At 56.2% G+C, this 19,155-nt stretch carries 23 protein-coding genes; all 23 read left to right on the forward strand.

Going from position 1 to position 19,155, the window contains the following annotated elements:
• Positions 1-21: 21 nt before the first annotated feature.
• The 23 genes from AC3Y7R_RS14155 to AC3Y7R_RS14265 all read left to right on the forward strand — a co-directional run bounded on the left by AC3Y7R_RS14155 (position 22) and on the right by AC3Y7R_RS14265 (position 19,154).
• Positions 22-1,233: an NADH-quinone oxidoreductase subunit D gene (locus AC3Y7R_RS14155; protein ID WP_490042697.1), complete on the forward strand. Its 1,212-nt coding sequence runs from the start codon at positions 22-24 to the stop codon at positions 1,231-1,233.
• Positions 1,230-1,514 carry a hypothetical protein gene (locus AC3Y7R_RS14160; RefSeq protein ID WP_490042698.1) on the forward strand — a complete coding sequence of 95 codons (285 nt, stop codon included), beginning with the start codon at positions 1,230-1,232 and terminating at the stop codon, positions 1,512-1,514. Before AC3Y7R_RS14155 ends, AC3Y7R_RS14160 begins: the two co-directional genes overlap by 4 nt.
• 47 nt (positions 1,515-1,561) lie before the next feature.
• Entirely contained in the window at positions 1,562-2,731 is a 1,170-nt protein-coding gene (locus AC3Y7R_RS14165) for an NADH-quinone oxidoreductase subunit E (protein WP_490042699.1), read from the forward strand.
• A 27-nt stretch (positions 2,732-2,758) separates the two neighbouring features.
• Positions 2,759-3,805: a helix-hairpin-helix domain-containing protein gene (locus tag AC3Y7R_RS14170; RefSeq protein WP_490042700.1), complete on the forward strand. Its 1,047-nt coding sequence runs from the start codon at positions 2,759-2,761 to the stop codon at positions 3,803-3,805.
• Between the two features lie 19 nt (positions 3,806-3,824).
• A complete protein-coding gene (locus tag AC3Y7R_RS14175) occupies positions 3,825-4,046 on the forward strand; it encodes a DUF5337 family protein (RefSeq protein ID WP_490042701.1) in 222 nt (73 codons plus the stop codon).
• A gap of 72 nt (positions 4,047-4,118) precedes the next feature.
• Complete coding sequence (nuoF, locus tag AC3Y7R_RS14180) at positions 4,119-5,417, forward strand: NADH-quinone oxidoreductase subunit NuoF (protein WP_490042702.1); 1,299 nt, start codon at positions 4,119-4,121, stop codon at positions 5,415-5,417.
• Entirely contained in the window at positions 5,414-5,758 is a 345-nt protein-coding gene (locus AC3Y7R_RS14185; RefSeq protein WP_490042703.1) for a hypothetical protein, read from the forward strand. Before nuoF ends, AC3Y7R_RS14185 begins: the two co-directional genes overlap by 4 nt.
• On the forward strand, positions 5,755-6,096 hold the full coding sequence (locus AC3Y7R_RS14190; RefSeq protein ID WP_490042704.1) for a hypothetical protein: 342 nt from the start codon (positions 5,755-5,757) through the stop codon (positions 6,094-6,096). The genes AC3Y7R_RS14185 and AC3Y7R_RS14190 overlap by 4 nt, the downstream gene beginning before the upstream one ends.
• 24 nt (positions 6,097-6,120) lie before the next feature.
• Positions 6,121-6,513 (forward strand): DUF5333 family protein, encoded by a 393-nt coding sequence (locus AC3Y7R_RS14195; RefSeq protein WP_490042705.1) that lies wholly within the window; start codon positions 6,121-6,123, stop codon positions 6,511-6,513.
• Entirely contained in the window at positions 6,510-6,647 is a 138-nt protein-coding gene (locus AC3Y7R_RS14200) for a hypothetical protein (protein ID WP_490042706.1), read from the forward strand. Before AC3Y7R_RS14195 ends, AC3Y7R_RS14200 begins: the two co-directional genes overlap by 4 nt.
• A complete protein-coding gene (locus AC3Y7R_RS14205) occupies positions 6,611-6,892 on the forward strand; it encodes a hypothetical protein (RefSeq protein WP_490042707.1) in 282 nt (93 codons plus the stop codon). Before AC3Y7R_RS14200 ends, AC3Y7R_RS14205 begins: the two co-directional genes overlap by 37 nt.
• A 34-nt stretch (positions 6,893-6,926) precedes the next feature.
• Positions 6,927-8,924, forward strand: a complete 1,998-nt coding sequence (nuoG, locus tag AC3Y7R_RS14210; RefSeq protein WP_490042708.1) for an NADH-quinone oxidoreductase subunit NuoG — start codon at positions 6,927-6,929, stop codon at positions 8,922-8,924.
• A 6-nt stretch (positions 8,925-8,930) separates the two neighbouring features.
• Positions 8,931-9,320 carry a hypothetical protein gene (locus AC3Y7R_RS14215; protein ID WP_490042709.1) on the forward strand — a complete coding sequence of 130 codons (390 nt, stop codon included), beginning with the start codon at positions 8,931-8,933 and terminating at the stop codon, positions 9,318-9,320.
• 6 nt (positions 9,321-9,326) lie between these two features.
• The gene (nuoH, locus tag AC3Y7R_RS14220) at positions 9,327-10,364 is read left to right on the forward strand and encodes an NADH-quinone oxidoreductase subunit NuoH (RefSeq protein ID WP_490042710.1); all 1,038 of its coding nucleotides are present in this window, start codon (positions 9,327-9,329) and stop codon (positions 10,362-10,364) included.
• A gap of 3 nt (positions 10,365-10,367) precedes the next feature.
• On the forward strand, positions 10,368-10,859 hold the full coding sequence (nuoI, locus tag AC3Y7R_RS14225; RefSeq protein ID WP_490042711.1) for an NADH-quinone oxidoreductase subunit NuoI: 492 nt from the start codon (positions 10,368-10,370) through the stop codon (positions 10,857-10,859).
• Positions 10,856-11,257, forward strand: coding sequence for a carboxymuconolactone decarboxylase family protein (locus AC3Y7R_RS14230; protein WP_490042712.1), 402 nt, complete (start codon positions 10,856-10,858; stop codon positions 11,255-11,257). Before nuoI ends, AC3Y7R_RS14230 begins: the two co-directional genes overlap by 4 nt.
• Positions 11,257-11,871, forward strand: coding sequence for an NADH-quinone oxidoreductase subunit J (locus tag AC3Y7R_RS14235; protein ID WP_490042713.1), 615 nt, complete (start codon positions 11,257-11,259; stop codon positions 11,869-11,871). Before AC3Y7R_RS14230 ends, AC3Y7R_RS14235 begins: the two co-directional genes overlap by 1 nt.
• 73 nt (positions 11,872-11,944) lie before the next feature.
• Positions 11,945-12,250: an NADH-quinone oxidoreductase subunit NuoK gene (gene nuoK / locus AC3Y7R_RS14240; protein ID WP_490042714.1), complete on the forward strand. Its 306-nt coding sequence runs from the start codon at positions 11,945-11,947 to the stop codon at positions 12,248-12,250.
• A gap of 182 nt (positions 12,251-12,432) precedes the next feature.
• Positions 12,433-14,577: an NADH-quinone oxidoreductase subunit L gene (nuoL, locus tag AC3Y7R_RS14245; protein WP_490042715.1), complete on the forward strand. Its 2,145-nt coding sequence runs from the start codon at positions 12,433-12,435 to the stop codon at positions 14,575-14,577.
• On the forward strand, positions 14,577-16,118 hold the full coding sequence (locus AC3Y7R_RS14250) for an NADH-quinone oxidoreductase subunit M (RefSeq protein ID WP_490042716.1): 1,542 nt from the start codon (positions 14,577-14,579) through the stop codon (positions 16,116-16,118). Before nuoL ends, AC3Y7R_RS14250 begins: the two co-directional genes overlap by 1 nt.
• Positions 16,119-16,129: 11 nt before the next feature.
• Positions 16,130-17,569: an NADH-quinone oxidoreductase subunit NuoN gene (gene nuoN, locus AC3Y7R_RS14255; RefSeq protein WP_490042717.1), complete on the forward strand. Its 1,440-nt coding sequence runs from the start codon at positions 16,130-16,132 to the stop codon at positions 17,567-17,569.
• Positions 17,559-18,311, forward strand: a complete 753-nt coding sequence (locus AC3Y7R_RS14260) for a biotin--[acetyl-CoA-carboxylase] ligase (protein WP_490042718.1) — start codon at positions 17,559-17,561, stop codon at positions 18,309-18,311. The genes nuoN and AC3Y7R_RS14260 overlap by 11 nt, the downstream gene beginning before the upstream one ends.
• Positions 18,312-18,380: 69 nt before the next feature.
• A complete protein-coding gene (locus AC3Y7R_RS14265; protein ID WP_490042719.1) occupies positions 18,381-19,154 on the forward strand; it encodes a type III pantothenate kinase in 774 nt (257 codons plus the stop codon).
• Position 19,155: the final 1 nt, after the last annotated feature.

Genomic DNA, 19,155 nt, shown 5'->3' on the forward strand with positions numbered 1-19,155 from the left:
TTCGACGAACGGAGTGAAATGATGGACGGTTCCAAATTCAACGACACCCTGACGGGTGAGCAGAAGATCCGTAACTTCAACATCAACTTCGGGCCTCAGCACCCCGCCGCCCACGGCGTGTTGCGCTTGGTGTTGGAGCTGGACGGCGAGATCGTGGAGCGGTGTGACCCGCATATCGGCCTGTTGCATCGTGGCACTGAAAAGTTGATGGAGAGCCGCACCTATCTGCAAAACCTGCCCTATCTGGATCGGCTGGATTACGTCGCCCCGATGAACCAAGAGCATGCTTGGTGCCTCGCGATTGAAAAGCTGACCGGCACAGACATCCCGCGCCGCGCCTCGCTGATCCGCGTGCTGTATTCCGAGATTGGCCGCATCCTGAACCACCTTTTGAACGTGACTACTCAGGCCATGGATGTGGGCGCGCTGACGCCGCCGCTGTGGGGTTTCGAGGAACGTGAAAAGCTGATGTGCTTTTACGAGCGTGCCAGTGGTGCGCGCCTGCACGCCGCTTATTTCCGCCCCGGTGGGGTGCACCAAGACCTGCCTGACGATCTGCTCAATGACATCGAGGAATGGACGACGACCTTCCCCGGCGTGATGGATGACATCGACGGGCTGCTATCTGACAACCGTATTTTCAAGCAACGCAACGCTGATATCGGCATCATCACCGAGCAAGACGCGCTTGATTATGGCTTCTCGGGCGTCATGGTGCGCGGCTCTGGCCTTGCATGGGATTTGCGCCGCTCGCAGCCCTATGAATGCTATGACGAGATGGAATTCCAAATCCCTGTGGGCAAGAATGGCGACTGTTTTGATCGCTATCTGGTGCGCATGGAAGAGATGCGTCAATCGCTGTCGATCATGCGCCAGTGCATTGTGAAGTTGCGCGTTGAAAAGGGCGATGTGATGGCACGGGGCAAAATGACCCCGCCATCGCGTAGCAATATGAAAACCTCGATGGAAGCGCTCATCCATCACTTCAAATTATACACCGAAGGGTTCCACGTACCTGCCGGTGAAGTCTACGCGGCGGTCGAAGCCCCCAAGGGTGAGTTCGGCGTGTATATGGTGTCGGACGGGACGAATAAGCCCTACCGCGCCAAACTAAAGGCACCGGGTTTTCTGCATTTGCAGGCGATGGATTTTATGTGCCGGGGTCACCAGCTTGCTGATGTGGCCGCTATTATTGGAACCATGGACGTAGTTTTTGGAGAGATTGACCGATGAAAAAGATTTCTGTTTTTGTAGCTGCTGGCGCGTTGACGCTTGCCGCTTGTGTGCCGACACCTGAGTTGTCGGTAGATGACGTAGATTTGGCGCGCTACGCTGGCGCCATGGCTCAAGTGGGTTGCGTTGATTTCGATGGGATCACTCATGCCGAAATTCGCAATATCACCGGCTGGAAAGATTTGAAGCTTGATAAAGTGCAAGGCGAGGCCGTGGCCCAGCTGCAAGCGATTGAGCAAGCTGGCGGTGGTATCCGCTCCACAGTCGGGGCCTGCGGCTAACGCCGCGCGCTTCTAATTCCCGCGATTAAATAAGGCCACAGACCTCCATGCTTCGCAGACTTCACGCAGACCAGCCTGACAGCTTCGCCTTCCTCCCCGCAAATTTAGCGTGGGCGGAGGCGCAGATCACCAAATATCCCGAGGGGCGTCAGGCCTCGGCGGTCATCCCGTTGTTGTGGCGGGCGCAGGAGCAGGAGGGCTGGCTGACCCGCCCCGCCATTGAGCATGTGGCGGATATGCTGGGGTTGGCCTACATCCGGGCTTTGGAGGTCGCGACCTTCTACTTCATGTTCCAACTGCAACCCGTTGGCTCAGTGGCGCATATTCAGGTCTGCGGCACCACGTCGTGCATGATTTGTGGCGCTGAGGATTTGATTGCAGTTTGCAAAGAGAAAATTGCGCCGAAGCCGCATCAGGTCTCTGCGGATGGCAAGTTCTCTTGGGAAGAAGTCGAGTGTTTGGGGGCTTGTACCAACGCGCCAATGGCCCAGATTGGCAAGGATTACTATGAGGATTTGACCGCCAAGAGCATGGGCCAAATCCTTGATATGTTGTCCAAAGGCGAGGTGCCCACTCCGGGGTCTCAAAATGGGCGCTACGCGGCTGAACCGCGTAAGGGTCTGACATCGTTAACAGAATTTGACAGTGGCAAGACGCAATATAACGCGTCGGTGCAGCTGGCGGCAGATATTGGCGATACGGTAAAGCGGATTGATGGCACCGAAGTGCCGCTTTTGGCACCTTGGCAACATGGTGGTAAACTCAAAGCTGGCTCATCAGCCAAACCGGCGAAGGCTAAGAAATCTGCATCCAAACCTGTATCCAACCCGGCGGCTAAGGCCCCGGCTAAAAGCACATCAAAATCGGCGGTTAAACCCGCTGCTAAGCCTGCCGCAAAACCTGCGGCCAAGGCGAAACCCGTTACAGCAGACGGGAAGCCGGAAATGTTGAAGAAGGCGCGCACCGGCGGCGCCGATAACCTGAAAATGATTAAGGGCGTAGGTCCTAAACTTGAAGCTTTGTTACATAAACTCGGTGTATTCCACTTCGATCAAGTCGCCTCGTGGCGCAAGAAAGAAGTCGAATGGGTCGATGAAAATCTCGAAGGTTTCAAGGGTCGTGTCTCCCGGGACGAGTGGGTGAAGCAAGCCAAAGTGCTAGCCAAAGGTGGTACTACGGAATTTTCAAGCCGCGTAAAAAAAGGCGGCGTCTACTAGTTCTAAAATGGACGGGGAGTACGAAGAATGACACAGAATAATTCAAACGGACAAAGCTGCACAGTCGGATGTTGGCTGGTTGCGCTTCTGGCTGGTGTGCTGGTTGCAGCCGTGTTGATGTCGATGGCTGGTTTCGGCTTCATCGGCGCGGCATTGCTAGGGCTACTGACGCTTTTGGTCGGGGGGATGCTTTTGACTTCGGCATTCTGTAACAAACCTTCATCAGATGTTTCCGCGACACCTCATTCAGCGGTGGCCAACACTGCGGCAACGGCGTCTGCGCCTAGCAGCAGCAGTCCGGCGACAAGCGCAGCGGTTGCCGCCAGTGATGCCTCTGTGACGGCTGCGGCCCCTAAGGTGAAGCCGTCTACGGCCCTTGCTGGTGAGACTGAGTTGGCCGATCGCAAAGGCGATTGGAAATATGATGGTGAGGCCAAGGCCGAACCTGTTGCCAAGCCCGCCACAAGCAAGAAATCCGCGGCCAAAAAGCCCGCCACGAAGGGCGCTGCCGCCAAGAAGCCAGCCGCAAAGAGCGCTGCAACTAAGGCAAGCGCATCCGCTGAGACGGCTGCTAAAAAAGAGCCAAAGGCCAAGCCTGCGGCTAAAGCAAAGCCCGCGGCGAAGGCCACGACAGCTGCCAAAGCTAAATCCGCGACCAAAGCCAAACCTGCTGCGAAGCCAGCGCCCAAAGCGGCGGCATCAAAGACGGCAACCAAGGCTGCGACAGCTAAAAAACCTGCGGCAAAGGCCAAGGCTCCGGCTGCTAAGGCAAAGCCAGTGGCCGCCGATGGTAAGCCTGTGTTCATGAAGAAAGCGCGTGCAAGCGGGGCCGATGATTTGAAGCAGATCAAAGGTGTCGGTCCGAAGCTCGAAGGCTCGCTTCATACGATGGGTGTGTTCCACTTCGATCAGGTCGCCGCATGGCGCAAGAAGGAAGTGGATTGGGTTGATGAAAATCTCGAGGGCGTTCGGGGCCGGGTTTCACGCGATGGCTGGGTGAAGCAGGCGAAAATTTTGGCCAAAGGCGGCCAGACCGAGTTTTCGAAAAAAGTTGAGAAGGGCGGGGTCTATTGATCCTCTCCCACACAGATAAATGAACGGTGACGCGGGGGATCAACCCCGCGCTGCCAAAGGACGCAGATTGGCGATGATCATCGTGGGGGCCGTCATAGCCTTCATGGGGCTGGAATTTGCGGGGGCCATGTACGGGTGGTCCAATCAGGTGATGGGCATTTTTGAACTTGGCATTGCGGCCGTTTTCATCTGGGTCATGATCGAGGCTTACGGGCTTTGGCGTTCGCGCCAGCCAAACTAGAGACCCGCAGGCGACCGCCTGCAAACTACACAGACGCGCAGGTAAGTCCCTGCATAATGAGAAAGACGCGACATGCTGGCAGATAAAGACCGGATCTTTACCAACCTCTACGGGATGCACGACCGCTCCTTGAAGGGTGCCAAGGCACGGGGCCATTGGGATGGCACTGCGGCCATTATCAAGCGTGGCCGCGACAAGATCGTCGAGGACATGAAAGGCTCTGGCCTGCGTGGCCGTGGCGGCGCTGGCTTCCCGACAGGCCTCAAGTGGTCGTTTATGCCCAAAGAAAGCGACGGTCGCCCGTCCTACTTGGTGGTGAATGCCGATGAGTCCGAACCGGGCACCTGCAAAGATCGCGAGATCATGCGCCATGACCCGCATACCTTGATCGAGGGCTGCTTGATCGCCTCCTTCGCGATGAACGCCAACGCCTGCTACATCTACATTCGCGGCGAATACATCCGCGAAAAAGAGGCACTGCAAAACGCTATCGACGAATGCTATGAGGCTGGCCTTGTCGGCCCGAACGCTGCCAAATCCGGCTGGGATTTTGACATCTACGTACATCACGGTGCGGGCGCATATATTTGCGGCGAAGAAACTGCATTGCTGGAAAGCCTCGAGGGCAAGAAAGGCATGCCACGGATGAAGCCGCCATTCCCGGCGGGGGCTGGCCTTTATGGCTGCCCGACCACGGTGAATAATGTGGAATCAATTGCCGTTGTGCCGACGATCCTGCGCCGTGGCGGGGATTGGTTCTCCAGCTTTGGGCGGCCTAACAATGCGGGCACCAAACTGTTTGGCATCTCTGGCCACGTCAACAACCCTTGCGTGGTTGAAGAGGCGATGTCGATCCCGTTCAAAGAGCTGATTGACCGCCATTGCGGCGGTATTCGCGGCGGCTGGTCCAACCTGAAAGCGGTTATTCCTGGTGGGTCTTCTGTGCCGATGTTGCCTGCCGAGATCATGGAAAAAGACTGCATCATGGACTTTGACTGGCTGCGCGAGCAACGCTCGGGGCTGGGGACGGCGGCGGTGATCGTGATGGATCAGGACACCGATATCATCAAAGCCATCTGGCGCTTGTCGAAATTCTACAAGCACGAATCTTGTGGCCAATGTACGCCGTGTCGCGAAGGTACGGGTTGGATGATGCGGGTGATGGACCGCCTTGTCACTGGCGAGGCAGAGGTCGAGGAAATCGACATGCTGCTAAGCGTGACCAAGCAGGTTGAAGGCCATACTATTTGTGCCCTTGGCGATGCGGCTGCCTGGCCTATCCAAGGCCTTGTGCGCCACTTCCGCAACGAGATCGAGGACCGCATTAAACATAAACGCACTGGCCGCGTGTCAGCGGTGGCGGCAGAATGATGCGCGCATTCGTAGTCATATCCACGGCGGCGTTATTGTCAGCATGTGTGCCAACCGGTCCGGTTTCCGAAGCGCCAAAAGGTCCGGCGATCGAGGTTGTCGAGGCCGCGCGCGCGGCAGATACATCGCGCATTGTAATGCGCTACAAAGACGGCGGCGCGATCCCTGCTGCGGATGAAAACCGTGCCGTGATCAAAGCCATGGAAATCGCCTGCACCGAGGGCGAAAGCGCCATTGCCGACACGCGCACACGCGCCGATGGTTTGCTGACGGTCAAAGTGTTTTGTGTGGGCGTTTTGCAAAGTGACCAAGTGGTAGATGGCACGAGGTTGAAAACATGATCCGCCTGCTCCTCATCACGACATTGGCCTTTGGTGTCGCCTCTTGCGGCAAGTTACGCAGTGATAAATCGCGCGGGGCGGCGAGTGAGCGCGCCTTGCCGTTTAAGGCCAAGCTGTCCAAGGGCGAAGACAAGCGCGAGATCGCGGTTTCGGTCGAAAACAAAGGTGCCGGAGTGGACGAGGTGCGCGAAAGCGTGCGTTTCGAGGCCACGAAATACTGCCTGCTGAATTACGGTGGCTCGGACGTGGAGTGGGATATGAACGCCGCTGGCACCGATTGGGCCTTTAGCCAAGATGGCGGGGCGTTGATTTTCAATGCCCGCTGCACGAAACGCTAGGATTAGATAAAGATGTCAGGAGCCGTGAAAATTTGGACCCTCGCAGCCGCCGCCTTGGTGGCGATGCCTGCGTTGGCCGACACGCGCCCGATGCCTGACTATTTTGTGGGGGCGTTGGTCGCGACCTCGGCGGCGGAAGCCGTGGCATTGTCTTGCCCGCAGCTTAGCATTGATCCCGTTGCAGTGGTGAAATCCTCCGAGACCTTGCTGTCCCAGTTAGAAACCGATGGGTTTAACGTCTCGAACCCGTCTGTCGAGATGGAATCCGGTGACGATAAATTGGCCGCCGCTCAGCAGGTATTCATGGACAAACACGCGCTGGAAGGCGCGTCGAGTGAAGTCGTTTGCGCCGCTGGTCGTGCCGAGATTGCCGATGGCAGCGCTATTGGCCTTTTGCTGGTGGAGGTGTCGCAATGAACGGGCATCATCTGGCAGAGCTGAACGTCGGTAGGCTGCTGGCCCCTGTCGACACGTCTGAGGCCTTCGGCTGGGACTATCTGAAAAATGCAACCATGTGGAAATCGCATGGCTGCCAAGTGGCTGCGGAGTGATTGGTTTTGATGGCAATGACCTTAGATCAATTCAGCCAATCTGGTGTGCGGGATGCAAGCGCTCGCTTTCTCCCGATGAGCCGCATGACGAAGGCTGCTTTGTCGACATTCAACATGCGGCCTCACAGCAGCGTGGCAGCCTCAGCGAAAACACACCGGGCGGGCAAAAGGTCTTTTACTTGGTCTACGCCCTTTTTGTGGTGTTTGGCCTTGCTGGCTACATCTACTGGACGAAATTTTTATGATACGGGCTACCGCGCAGCGGTTTCGGAGTGAACTATGTCTGACCTAAAAAAGATCATCATCGACGGCAACGAGGTCGAATGCGACGGGGCAATGACCCTGATCCAAGCTTGCGAGCAAGCGGGCGTTGAAGTGCCGCGGTTCTGCTACCACGAGCGTCTGACCATCGCGGGCAACTGTCGTATGTGTTTGGTCGAGGTTGTTGGCGGCCCGCCAAAACCTGCGGCCTCTTGTGCGATGCAGGTCAAGGACTTGCGCCCCGGCCCCGAAGGTCAACCGCCTGTGGTGAAAACCAATTCGCCCATGGTCAAAAAGGCCCGCGAAGGGGTGATGGAATTTCTACTAATCAACCACCCGCTTGATTGCCCAATCTGTGACCAAGGCGGCGAATGCGATTTGCAAGATCAAGCCATGGCTTATGGCGTGGATTTCTCGCGCTACCGCGAAGTGAAACGTGCCACCGATGATCTGGATCTAGGCCCGTTGGTTGAGACCCATATGACACGCTGTATTTCGTGCACCCGCTGCGTGCGCTTCACCTCCGAGGTCGCTGGCATTTTGCAAATGGGCCAAACAGGTCGCGGCGAAGATGCCGAGATTACATCCTATTTGGGCGAAACATTAGACAGCAACTTGCAGGGTAATATCATTGACCTGTGCCCGGTTGGCGCGCTGGTTTCCAAACCTTACGCCTTTACTGCGCGCCCTTGGGAGCTGAGCAAAACCGAAAGCATTGACGTGATGGACGCTCTTGGCTCCAACATTCGCGTGGACACCAAAGGGCGCGAAGTTATGCGCTTTTTGCCGCGCAACCATGATGGTGTGAACGAGGAATGGATTTCCGATAAAACGCGTTTCGTGTGGGATGGCTTGCGTCGTCAACGCCTTGATACGCCTTATATTCGTGAGAACGGCAAGCTGCGCAAAGCTGGCTGGGACGAGGCTTTAACTGCCGTTGCCACCGCAATGAAGGGCAAGAAAGTTGCAGGTCTTGTAGGGGATTTAGTCCCGGTTGAGGCCGCATTTGCGCTGAAACAACTGGTTGAAGGTCATGTGATTGAAGGTCAGGGCGGCGTTGTGGAATGCCGCACCGATGGGACTAGATTGCCAGCGGGCAACCGGTCTGGCTATGTGGGCAATGTCGCGATCGAAGAGTTGGACACCGCGTCCGAGGTGATCTTTGTTGGCACCAATCCGGTGCTGGAATCGCCGGTTTTGAATGCGCGCGTTCGCAAGGCTTGGACGCAAGGCTGCAACATCACCGTGGTGGGCCCAGCCGTTGAGCTAACTTACGAGCACACACATGCGGGCACGGACCGTGCCGCGCTGGCGAAGTTGAAACCTGCCAAAGATGCGATTGTTATCGTTGGGCAAGGCGCCTTGGGTGAGGCTGATGGCGAAGCCGTTTTGGCGGCTTGCATGGCGCTGACGGGCCGGATGTTGGTGCTTCATACGGCTGCTAGTCGTGTCGGCGCGATGGATGTTGGCTGCACGGCTGAGGGTGGCATGGATGCGATCAAAGATGCCGAGGTGATTTACAACCTTGGCGCGGATGAGATCGACATAGATGCAGGCCCGTTCGTGATTTACCAAGGCTCGCATGGGGATCGTGGCGCGCATCGCGCTGATATCATTTTGCCGGGCGCTGCTTATACCGAGGAGCAGGGGCTATTTGTGAATACAGAAGGCCGCCCTCAACTGGCGCTGCGTGCTGGCTTTGCACCGGGCGAGGCGAAGGACAACTGGGCCATCTTGCGTGCTTTGTCATCTGAATTGGACGCAACGCTGGGCTACGATTCACTGGCACAATTGCGCACGGCACTTGTCGCTGATGTGCCGCATCTGGCCAATATTGATGGCGTGCCTGAAAACGAATGGCAGCCGATCAAACCCCGAGCAATGGGCAAAGCAGATTTCCGCACGGCTGTGAGCGATTTCTACCTGACCAACCCGATTGCGCGCGCCTCTGAATTGATGGCCGAGCTGTCTGCCAATGCAAAAGCACGCAAATCTGTGCCAATGGCGGCGGAGTAGTATGACATGCGCGCATGCATATCTTTTCTGGGGGCAGCCATGTTAGCGGCGTGTATCCCTGTGCAAGACCCGTCGCAAACCTATTTTGCACCGGAGTATCTTGGTATTGAGACCCGCAGGCTCGACGATGACCTTGTTAGCTTTCTGGTCCGCATGAAGGGTGCACGCACCAATGCGGATGTGGCTGACTATGGCAAATGCGCTGCGGCGCAATATGCGCTGATCCGGGGCTTCGGGTTTGCGCGACATGTGCGCACAAGTGTGCAGGTAGAGGGTGGCGTTTGGGCCGGGGATGCGGTTTACACCATCTCGGCTGCACTGCCTGACGGATTACAAACAATAGACGCCGAAGTGGTTGTCGCAGAATGTGCCGAAACCGGCATACCAACAGTTTGAGGGACCATGGCTGACTTTCTTTCAACCGGATTAGGCATCACACTTATTATCGTGGCTCAAGGCCTTGCGATGATTGCCTTTGTGATGATCTCACTACTGTTTTTGGTCTATGCTGACCGCAAAGTCTGGGCGGCTGTCCAGATGCGACGCGGGCCTAATGTCGTTGGGGCCTTCGGGATATTGCAATCCGTTGCTGATGCCCTGAAATATGTGGTCAAAGAGATCATTATTCCTGCTGGGACAGATAAGCCGGTGTTTATTTTGGCCCCGCTGTTGGCCTTTGTGACCGCAGTGATTTCTTGGGCGGTGATCCCGTTCAATGACACATGGGTGCTGGCGGATTTGAACGTCGCAATCCTCTATATCTTCGCCATTGGCTCGCTTGAGGTTTACGGCGTGATCATGGGCGGCTGGGCGTCGAACTCGAAGTACGCATTCTTGGGCAGCTTACGCTCTGCGGCGCAGATGATCTCGTATGAGGTGTCCATCGGCTTGATTATTATTGGCGTGGTGATCTCGACGGGATCACTGAACCTTGGCGATATAGTGCGCGCGCAAGACGGTGATTACGGCTTCTTCAACTGGTACTGGTTGCCGCATTTCCCAATGGTATTTTTGTTCTTTATCAGCGCCTTGGCCGAGACAAACCGCCCACCATTCGATTTGCCAGAGGCCGAGTCGGAACTGGTAGCGGGCTTCATGGTTGAGTATTCCTCGACCCTGTATCTGTTGTTCATGGCTGGCGAATACATCGCCATCTTCTTGATGTGTGCCTTGACGACCCTGCTGTTCTTTGGCGGTTGGTTGTCACCCATTCCGGGCCTGCCAGATGGCGCGTTATGGATGTTTGGCAAGATGTGTTTCTTCTTCTTCATCTTCGCCATGGTGAAGGCCATCGTGCCGCGCTATCGCTATGATCAGCTGATGCGCATTGGTTGGAAAGTGTTCCTGCCGCTATCGCTGGGCTGGGTCGTGATCGTTGCATTCTTTGCTCAATACGGTGCTTTCGGCGGGGCCTATGCCCGCTGGGCAGTGGGAGGTTAAACCATGGCGACATCAATCGCACGCAAAGCCAAATATTTCCTGATGCTCGACATCTTCAAAGGCTTCCAGTTGGGCTTAAAGTACTTCTTCGCGCCCAAGGCGACGCTGAACTACCCGCACGAAAAAGGCCCGCTATCGCCGCGCTTTCGTGGCGAGCACGCTTTGCGCCGCTATGCGAATGGCGAAGAGCGCTGCATCGCGTGTAAACTGTGCGAGGCTACATGTCCGGCACAAGCAATCACCATTGACGCCGAGCCGCGCGACGACGGCTCGCGCCGTACCACACGCTACGATATCGACATGACGAAATGCATCTATTGCGGCTTCTGCCAAGAGGCCTGCCCAGTGGATGCCATTGTTGAAGGCCCTAATTTCGAATTTGCCACCGAGACCCGCGAAGAGTTGTTCTACGACAAGGACAAATTGCTGGAAAACGGCGATCGTTGGGAAGCAGAAATTGCCCGTAACCTAGAAATGGATGCACCGTACCGATGAGCGATCCAACCAACCCATTCGAGGCCATCATGAAGATGGGGCAGGACATGGCGAAGAACATGAACCCTGCGCTTGAAGCGTTCACCCCGCAAGGGTTTGAGAGCATCATGCCGACCATGTCCGCGGACATAATGGAGCAGTTCATAGGCAAGGGCGTTAGCCCCGATGGGCTTGATGCCAAGACGCGCCTACTGCTTAGCCTTAGCGGGCTGACCATTCAGGGCGCGCAGGGCGAGGCGCAAATTCGCCTGACCGTGCGCCACCTGATCGAGGTCGGGGCGACAAAACAAGAGATTGCCGAAACCATTGCCCAAGCGGCGATGTTTGGCGGCGTACCGGCGATGTCAAAAGCGATGGAACTTGCGACAGAAGTGCTGGACGGAAAGGGAACGGAATAATGGGTATCGCTGATTATGCATTCTACCTATTTGCCATTGTGGTGGTTACTGCGGGGCTTCTTGTAGTGGTGTCACGCAACCCGGTTCACTCGGTGTTGTGGCTGATTTTGGCCTTCCTGTCCTCGGCAGGGTTGTTTGTGCTGCTGGGCGCGGAATTCGTCGCTATGTTGATGATCATCGTCTATGTGGGCGCGGTCGCGGTGCTGTTCTTGTTCGTGGTGATGATGCTGGACGTGGACTTTGCAGAACTGCGCGGCGAGATGGCAAAATTCGTACCGATCGCAGGATTGATCGGCGTTGTTTTATTGATGGAGCTGGCTTTGGTCTTTGGCTCTTGGGCCGGGGCCGAGAACGCGGCTGATTTACGCCAAGCCATTGCTCCTGCACTGGAAGAGACGCAAAATACGGCGGCTTTGGGCCAGTTGATCTACACCAAATATATCTATCTGTTTCAAGCCTCGGGCCTGATCTTGTTGGTCGCGATGATCGGTGCAATCGTGCTGACAATGCGCCACCGCACAGACATCAAGCGCCAAAATGTGCTGAGCCAAATTTACCGCAACCCGGCCGAGCAGATGGAGCTGAAAGATGTGAAACCGGGGCAGGGGTTATGATGCAATTTTTCGAAGAAAAATTGGATACAAATTCTCTCAGAGAATTTGCGACCGTATCGAAGGAAAACGACAGATGATCGGACTTGAACACTACCTCTCAGTCGCAGCGGCATTGTTTGTCATCGGCATTTTTGGCATCTTTTTGAACCGCAAAAACGTCATCGTCATCTTGATGTCGATTGAGCTGATGTTACTCGCGGTCAATATCAACTTTGTTGCGTTCTCCAGCCATCTGGGCGACCTCACAGGGCAGGTGTTTACCCTGTTTGTGCTGACGGTCGCAGCGGCTGAGGCGGCGATTGGGTTGGCCATTTTGGTCTGCTTCTTCCGCAATCGCGGCACCATCGCCGTCGAAGACGTTAACGTGATGAAGGGCTAAGAATAATGTCAATGCCAACCCTAATCAAAGGCAATACGAACCTTCATGGTTTAGAAGTCACATCTGCGGTTATTAGTGGCGACCTAAAGGTTAAGTGCACGATGTGCGGTGTAAAATATCTCTCAACTATTGAGATGTTTGCAGACCAAAAATGTAACTGCAACGAAGGTGAGGCAGAGTAAATGGAAACCATCATCCTCTTCGCCCCGCTTATTGGTGCATTGATCTGTGGCTTTGGCTGGAAATATCTGGGCGAGCAGACGGCTTGCATCATCACCACTGGAGCGTTGTTCTTGTCGGCAGCGCTGAGCTGGGTTGTCTTCCTGACCTTCGATGGCGTCACGGAAACGACGGAAATTTTGCGCTGGATTCAGTCTGGCACGCTCGACACATCATGGGGCATCCGCATGGATCGTTTGACCACGATTATGTTGATCGTTGTCACCACGGTATCGAGCCTCGTGCATCTCTATTCCTTTGGCTACATGGCCAATGACGGCCATTTCGGCGAAGGCGTTAGCTACAAGCCGCGCTTCTTTGCCTACCTGTCGTTCTTTACCTTTGCGATGCTGATGCTGGTGACCTCTGACAACCTTGTGCAGATGTTCTTTGGCTGGGAAGGTGTGGGCGTCGCGTCCTACCTGTTGATCGGGTTCTACTACAAGAAGCCATCCGCCAACGCTGCCGCAATCAAGGCGTTTGTGGTCAACCGCGTGGGTGACTTTGGCTTTGCGCTTGGTATCTTCGGGCTGTTCTATTTAACTGACAGCATCAATCTATCGGATATCTTTGCCGCGGCTCCTAAGCTGGCCGAGACCCAGTTGCACTTCTTATGGGCTGACTGGAACGCCGCCAACTTGCTGGCCTTCTTGTTGTTCATCGGCGCGATGGGCAAATCGGCGCAATTGTTCCTGCACACTTGGTTGCCAGACGCGATGGAGGGCCCGACACCTGTGTCAGCGCTGATCCACGCGGCGACCATGGTTACTGCCGGTGTGTTCTTGATTTGCCGTATGTCGCCATTGATGGAATTCGCGCCTGACGCGAAAGCATTCATTGTGGTCGTTGGCGCATCCACCGCGTTCTTTGCCGCGACTGTTGGTCTGGTGCAAAACGATATCAAACGCGTGATTGCGTATTCGACCTGCTCGCAATTGGGCTACATGTTTGTGGCTGCGGGGCTTGGCGTCTATTCGGTCGCGATGTTCCACTTGCTGACACATGCGTTCTTCAAGGCGATGTTGTTTCTTGGTGCAGGCTCGGTCATCCACGCGATGCACCATGAGCAAGACATGCGCAACTATGGCAATCTGCGTAAGAAAATTCCGCTGACCTTTGCTGCAATGATGATCGGTACGCTGGCCATCACCGGTGTCGGCATTCCGCTGACATCCATTGGTTTCGCTGGCTTCCTATCTAAAGACGCGATCATCGAGAGCGCTTGGGGTGGTGGGGCTAGTTACGCATTCTGGATGCTGGTTATTGCTGCGATGTTTACCTCGTTCTACTCGTGGCGCCTGATGTTCATGACATTTTATGGCCCAGAGAAGGGCGATAAGCATACCCATGAGCACGCTCACGAGTCACCAACCACAATGCTGGTGCCGCTTGGCGTGCTGGCCATTGGCGCGATCTTCTCGGGCATGGTGTTCTTGGGGCCGTTCTTTGGCGACCACCACAAGTTGGAGGCGTTCTTTGGCATCACTCAGGGCGAAAACCACGCGCTGCTTGATCCATCCATGCTGAGCATGGCGGCTGTTGCCGAAGGCACTGGCCACGGCGAAGAAGCCGCGCATGGTGAAGAAACTGGCCATACCGAAGAGGCGGGCCATGGGGCTGTTGCAGTTCCGGGGCAGGGCGCAATTTACATGCACCCTGACAACCATGTTCTCGACAACGCACACCACGCGCCTGCTTGGGTGAAAGTGTCACCGTTCATTGCAATGCTGATCGGGTTTGCCACGGCTTGGGTGTTCTACATCAAGAACCCAAGCCTGCCGGGCCGTCTCGCTGCGAACCAAAAGTACCTGTACCAGTTCTTGCTGAATAAATGGTATTTTGACGAGCTGTACGACGTGATCTTCATCCGCTCGGCCAAGTGGCTTGGCAATTTCTTGTGGACGCGCGGGGATGGCAAAATCATCGACGGCTCGATCAACGGGATTGCAATGGGGGCGGTGCCGTTCCTGACGCGCCTGGCGGGCCGTGCGCAGTCCGGTTTCATGTACCACTACGCCTTTGCAATGGTCATCGGCGTTATACTCATCATCACTTGGTTCGCGATTGGCGGACCCACTATTGAGACTGGCGTCGGGGGCGGCCACTAATGGATAACCTACTTTCCCTTATCACCTTTGTGCCGTTGGCTGCGGCATTAATTCTGGCGCTGTTTCTGCGTGGCGACGACGAGGCTGCACAACGCAACGCCAAGTGGTTGGCGCTGATTGCCACCAGTGTGACATTCCTTCTGTCAATCTTCGTCTACACCAGCTTCGATCCGTCCAACACGGGCTTCCAGCTGGTGGAGGAACGCGATTGGTTGATGGGCCTGAAATACAAGATGGGCGTGGACGGAATTTCCGTTACCTTTGTGTTGTTGACCACATTCCTGATGCCACTGGTGATCGCCAGCTGTTGGAACGTGAAGACGCGCGTGAAGGACTATATGATCGCCTTCTTGCTGCTCGAGACCTTGATGCTTGGCGTGTTCTGCGCGCTGGATCTGATCTTGTTCTACCTGTTCTTTGAGGCTGGCCTGATCCCGATGTTCTTGATCATCGGCATCTGGGGTGGGGTGAACCGCATCTATGCGTCGTTCAAATTCTTCCTCTATACGCTGCTTGGCTCGGTGCTGATGTTGATCGCAATGATTGCGATGTATGTCGATGCAGGCACCACAGATATCCCAACCTTGCTGAACCACACCTTTGCTTTCGAGACCTTTAGCGTCGCGGGCATAAGCGTTGTCGGCGGGATGCAGACGTTGATGTTCTTGGCCTTCTTTGCCTCTTTCGCGGTGAAAATGCCGATGTGGCCCGTGCATACTTGGCTGCCCGATGCGCACGTTCAAGCACCGACCGCAGGCTCGGTTGTGCTGGCGGCTATCTTGTTGAAAATGGGCGGCTACGGTTTCTTGCGGTTTTCGCTGCCAATGTTCCCTGTGGGCGCGGACGTGCTGGGCATCTATGTGCTGTGGCTGTCGGTGATTGCCATCGTCTACACCTCGCTGGTGGCGTTGGTGCAATCTGACATGAAAAAGCTGATTGCGTACTCATCGGTCGCGCACATGGGCTATGTGACCATGGGCATTTTTGCGGCCAATCAGCAGGGCATCGACGGGGCTATCTTCCAGATGATCAGCCACGGGTTTATCTCGGGCGCGTTGTTCTTATGTGTCGGCGTGATCTACGACCGGATGCACACCCGCGAGATCGACGCCTATGGCGGCCTCGTGAACAAGATGCCAGCCTATGCGCTGATCTTTATGTTCTTCACCATGGCCAATGTCGGCTTGCCCGGCACCTCGGGCTTCGTGGGCGAATTCCTGACCTTGATGGGTATCTTCCAGGTGAACACTTGGGTGGCGATGTTTGCCACCACTGGCGTGATCTTGTCGGCGGCCTATGCGCTGTGGCTGTATCGCCGCGTGGTCATGGGTGACCTGATCAAGGAAAGCTTGAAAAGCATCACCGATATGACCAGCCGAGAGCGGGCAATCTTTGCGCCTTTGGTGGTGATGACCTTGCTCTTGGGCATCTACCCCGCGTTGGTGCTGGACCTGATCGGACCAAGCGTCGAGGCGCTGGTCTCTAATTATGACACTGCACTGCTCAACAGCGGTGCCGCATCGGCTGTGGCCGGACACTAAGGACGGATAAGATGATCCAAGCTGACCTGAATATTGTTCTGCCCGAAGTCTTACTGGCGGTCTTCGCCATGCTGGCGTTGATGGGCGGGGTCTACACCACCAAGGACAAAGCTGGGCCGCTGATCTTGTGGGCCACCAGCGCAATGTTTGTGCTGCTTGCTGCGTGGATCGGCTTCAATGGTGAGGGCACGCATGAGGCCTTCAACGGGGCCTTTGTTGATGACGCGTTCTCGCGCTTTGCCAAGGTCACCATTTTGTTATCGGCTGCGGCCATCTTGCTGCTGAGCCAGGACTTCATGACCCGCCACAATCTGCTGCGGTTCGAATATCCGATCTTGGTTGCGCTGGCCGTTGTGGGCATGATGATGATGGTCTCGGCGGGCGATCTGATGGCCTTATATATGGGGCTAGAGCTACAATCCTTAGCGCTTTATGTCGTTGCTGCCCTGCGCCGCGATTCCGTCAAATCCACCGAGGCTGGCCTGAAATATTTTGTGCTGGGCGCGCTGTCGTCCGGCTTGCTGCTTTACGGCGCATCACTGGTTTACGGCTACGCAGGCACCACGCTGTTCTCGGGCATCTTCTCGACGGTACATGCGGGCGACATCTCTCTGGGCCTGCTGTTTGGCTTGGTCTTTGTGGTCTCGGGGCTGGCGTTCAAAGTCTCTGCCGCGCCGTTTCATATGTGGACGCCGGATGTCTACGAGGGCTCGCCCACGCCAATCACCGCCTTCTTTGCCACCGCACCAAAGGTTGCGGCCATGGGCTTGTTTGCGCGCGTTGTGCATGATGCCTTTGGCGGGGCCGTTGCGGATTGGAGCCAGATCGTGGCCTTCTTGTCGCTGCTTTCCATGTTCCTTGGGGCAATCGCCGCTATTGGTCAGCGCGATATCAAACGTTTGATGGCCTACTCGTCTATTGCTCACATGGGCTTTGCCCTGATGGGCTTGGCGTCAGGTACGGCTGAGGGCGTGCAGGCCATGCTGATCTACATGGCGATTTACGTCACCATGAACATCGGCACCTTTGCTTTCATCTTGTCGATGGAAAAAGACGGCGAGCCGGTGACGGATATCGACGCGCTGCAAAACTATTCCGCGAAAGAGCCATTGCGTGCCTTGGCCATGTTGGTCTTGATGTTCTCGCTGGCGGGTATTCCGCCGCTGGTGGGCTTCTTCGGCAAGTTCTATGTGCTGAAAGCCGCCGTTGATGCGGATATGGCATGGCTGGCAATCGCGGGCGTTGTGGCCTCGGTGATCGGCGCATTCTACTACCTGCGCATCATCTACTACATGTACTTCGGTGAAGATCGCGATGCGCTGAACGGCTCCATGCCAATGGTCGGCTGGGCCATGCTGATGATCTCTGCTGCCGCCATGGTTCTAGGTGTCGTCAACCTGTTCGGCATTGAAGGTTTGGCGCTGACTGCGGCGGGCGCGCTTGTCAACTAAATGGCCTGCGGGCTTTGGGCTGATCACGCTGGAAAGCGTGGATAGCACCATGGCCGAGGCCACGCGGCGCGCAGGAACCTTGTCCGGACCCACTTGGATTATCGCCAAAGAGCAAACCGCCGCCCACGGGCGGCGCGGGCGCGCTTGGGCCAATCCGGCGGGCAATTTCGCAGGTACTTTGGTGCTGCACCCCAGCGAGCCAGCGGAAGTTGTGGCGTTGCGCTCTTTCGTGGCCGCATTGGCGCTGCTTGACGCCTGCATCGCACTGACCGGGCGCGCGGAAGCGTTCTCGCTTAAGTGGCCAAATGATGTGCTGCTACATGGTGGCAAACTTGCCGGAATTTTGTTGGAAAGCGCCGGGCAGGGCGGGGCCGTGGACAACCTGTCAATTGGCATCGGCGTCAATCTTGTGGCCACTCCGCCCTCTGAAAATTTGGAGGCTGGCGCTGTGCCCCCGACCTCACTGGCCGCCTTGGGCGTGGATGTCACGCCAGAGGATTTTGGCCTAGAGCTGGCCGCCGCCTATGCGCGCCGCGAGGACAGTTTTACCACCTTCGGTTTTGCCCCCACCCGCGAAGCATGGCTGGCCAACGCCGCTCGTTTGGGCGAGGTGATCACCGCGCGCACCATGACCCGTGAGACTACCGGTACGTTTGAAGGCATTGACCAAGTGGGCAACCTGATGCTGCGCACGGCTAAGGGGATGCAGCCTATCGCGGCGGCTGATGTGTTTTTTCAGTGATAGAGCCGCACTTTGACGCCCGCGCCGATGGCGTATATGCACAAGACTTCGGCGAAGAGGGACAGCACTATGCTTTTGGCGATTGATTGCGGCAACACCAACACCGTGTTCTCCATTTGGGATGGGAAACAGTTCATCGCGACGTGGCGCACCTCGACCGAGTGGCAGCGTACGGCGGATCAGTATTATGTCTGGCTGTCCTCGCTGATGGCGTTCCAAAACATTGATGTCGAGATCACCGAGGTGATTGTCTCCTCCACCGTGCCGCGCGTGGTGTTCAACCTGCGCGTCTTTGCGGATCGCTATTTTAACACGCGCCCCATTGTGGTCGGGAAAGGAAACTGCCTTCTGCCCGTCGATGTGCGCGTGGATGCAGGCACTCAAGTAGGACCCGACCGTTTGGTCAACACCGTGGCGGGCTATGACCTGTTTGGTGGCGACCTGATCGTGGTGGATTTTGGCACCGCTACTACTTTTGATGTGGTGGACCGTGACGGGGCCTATATTGGCGGCGTGATTGCGCCGGGGGTGAACCTCAGTCTCGAGGCACTGCACCAGGCGGCAGCAGCGTTGCCGCATGTCGACATAACCAAGCCGCAGGCCGTGATCGGCACGAATACGGTTGCGTGTATGCAGTCGGGTGTGTTCTGGGGCTATATCGGGTTGATCAAGGAGATCTGCGCCCGCATCAAGGCCGAGCATGGCCGCGAGATGAAAGTAATTTCTACCGGGGGGCTGGCGCCGCTGTTTCAGCAGGCTGACGCCCTATTTGACGAATTCAATGATGATCTGACCTCGCACGGCTTGGTGGTCATCAATCAGTATAACAGAAAGAAAACCTAAA

It is taken from the genome of Litoreibacter sp. (assembly GCF_058136045.1).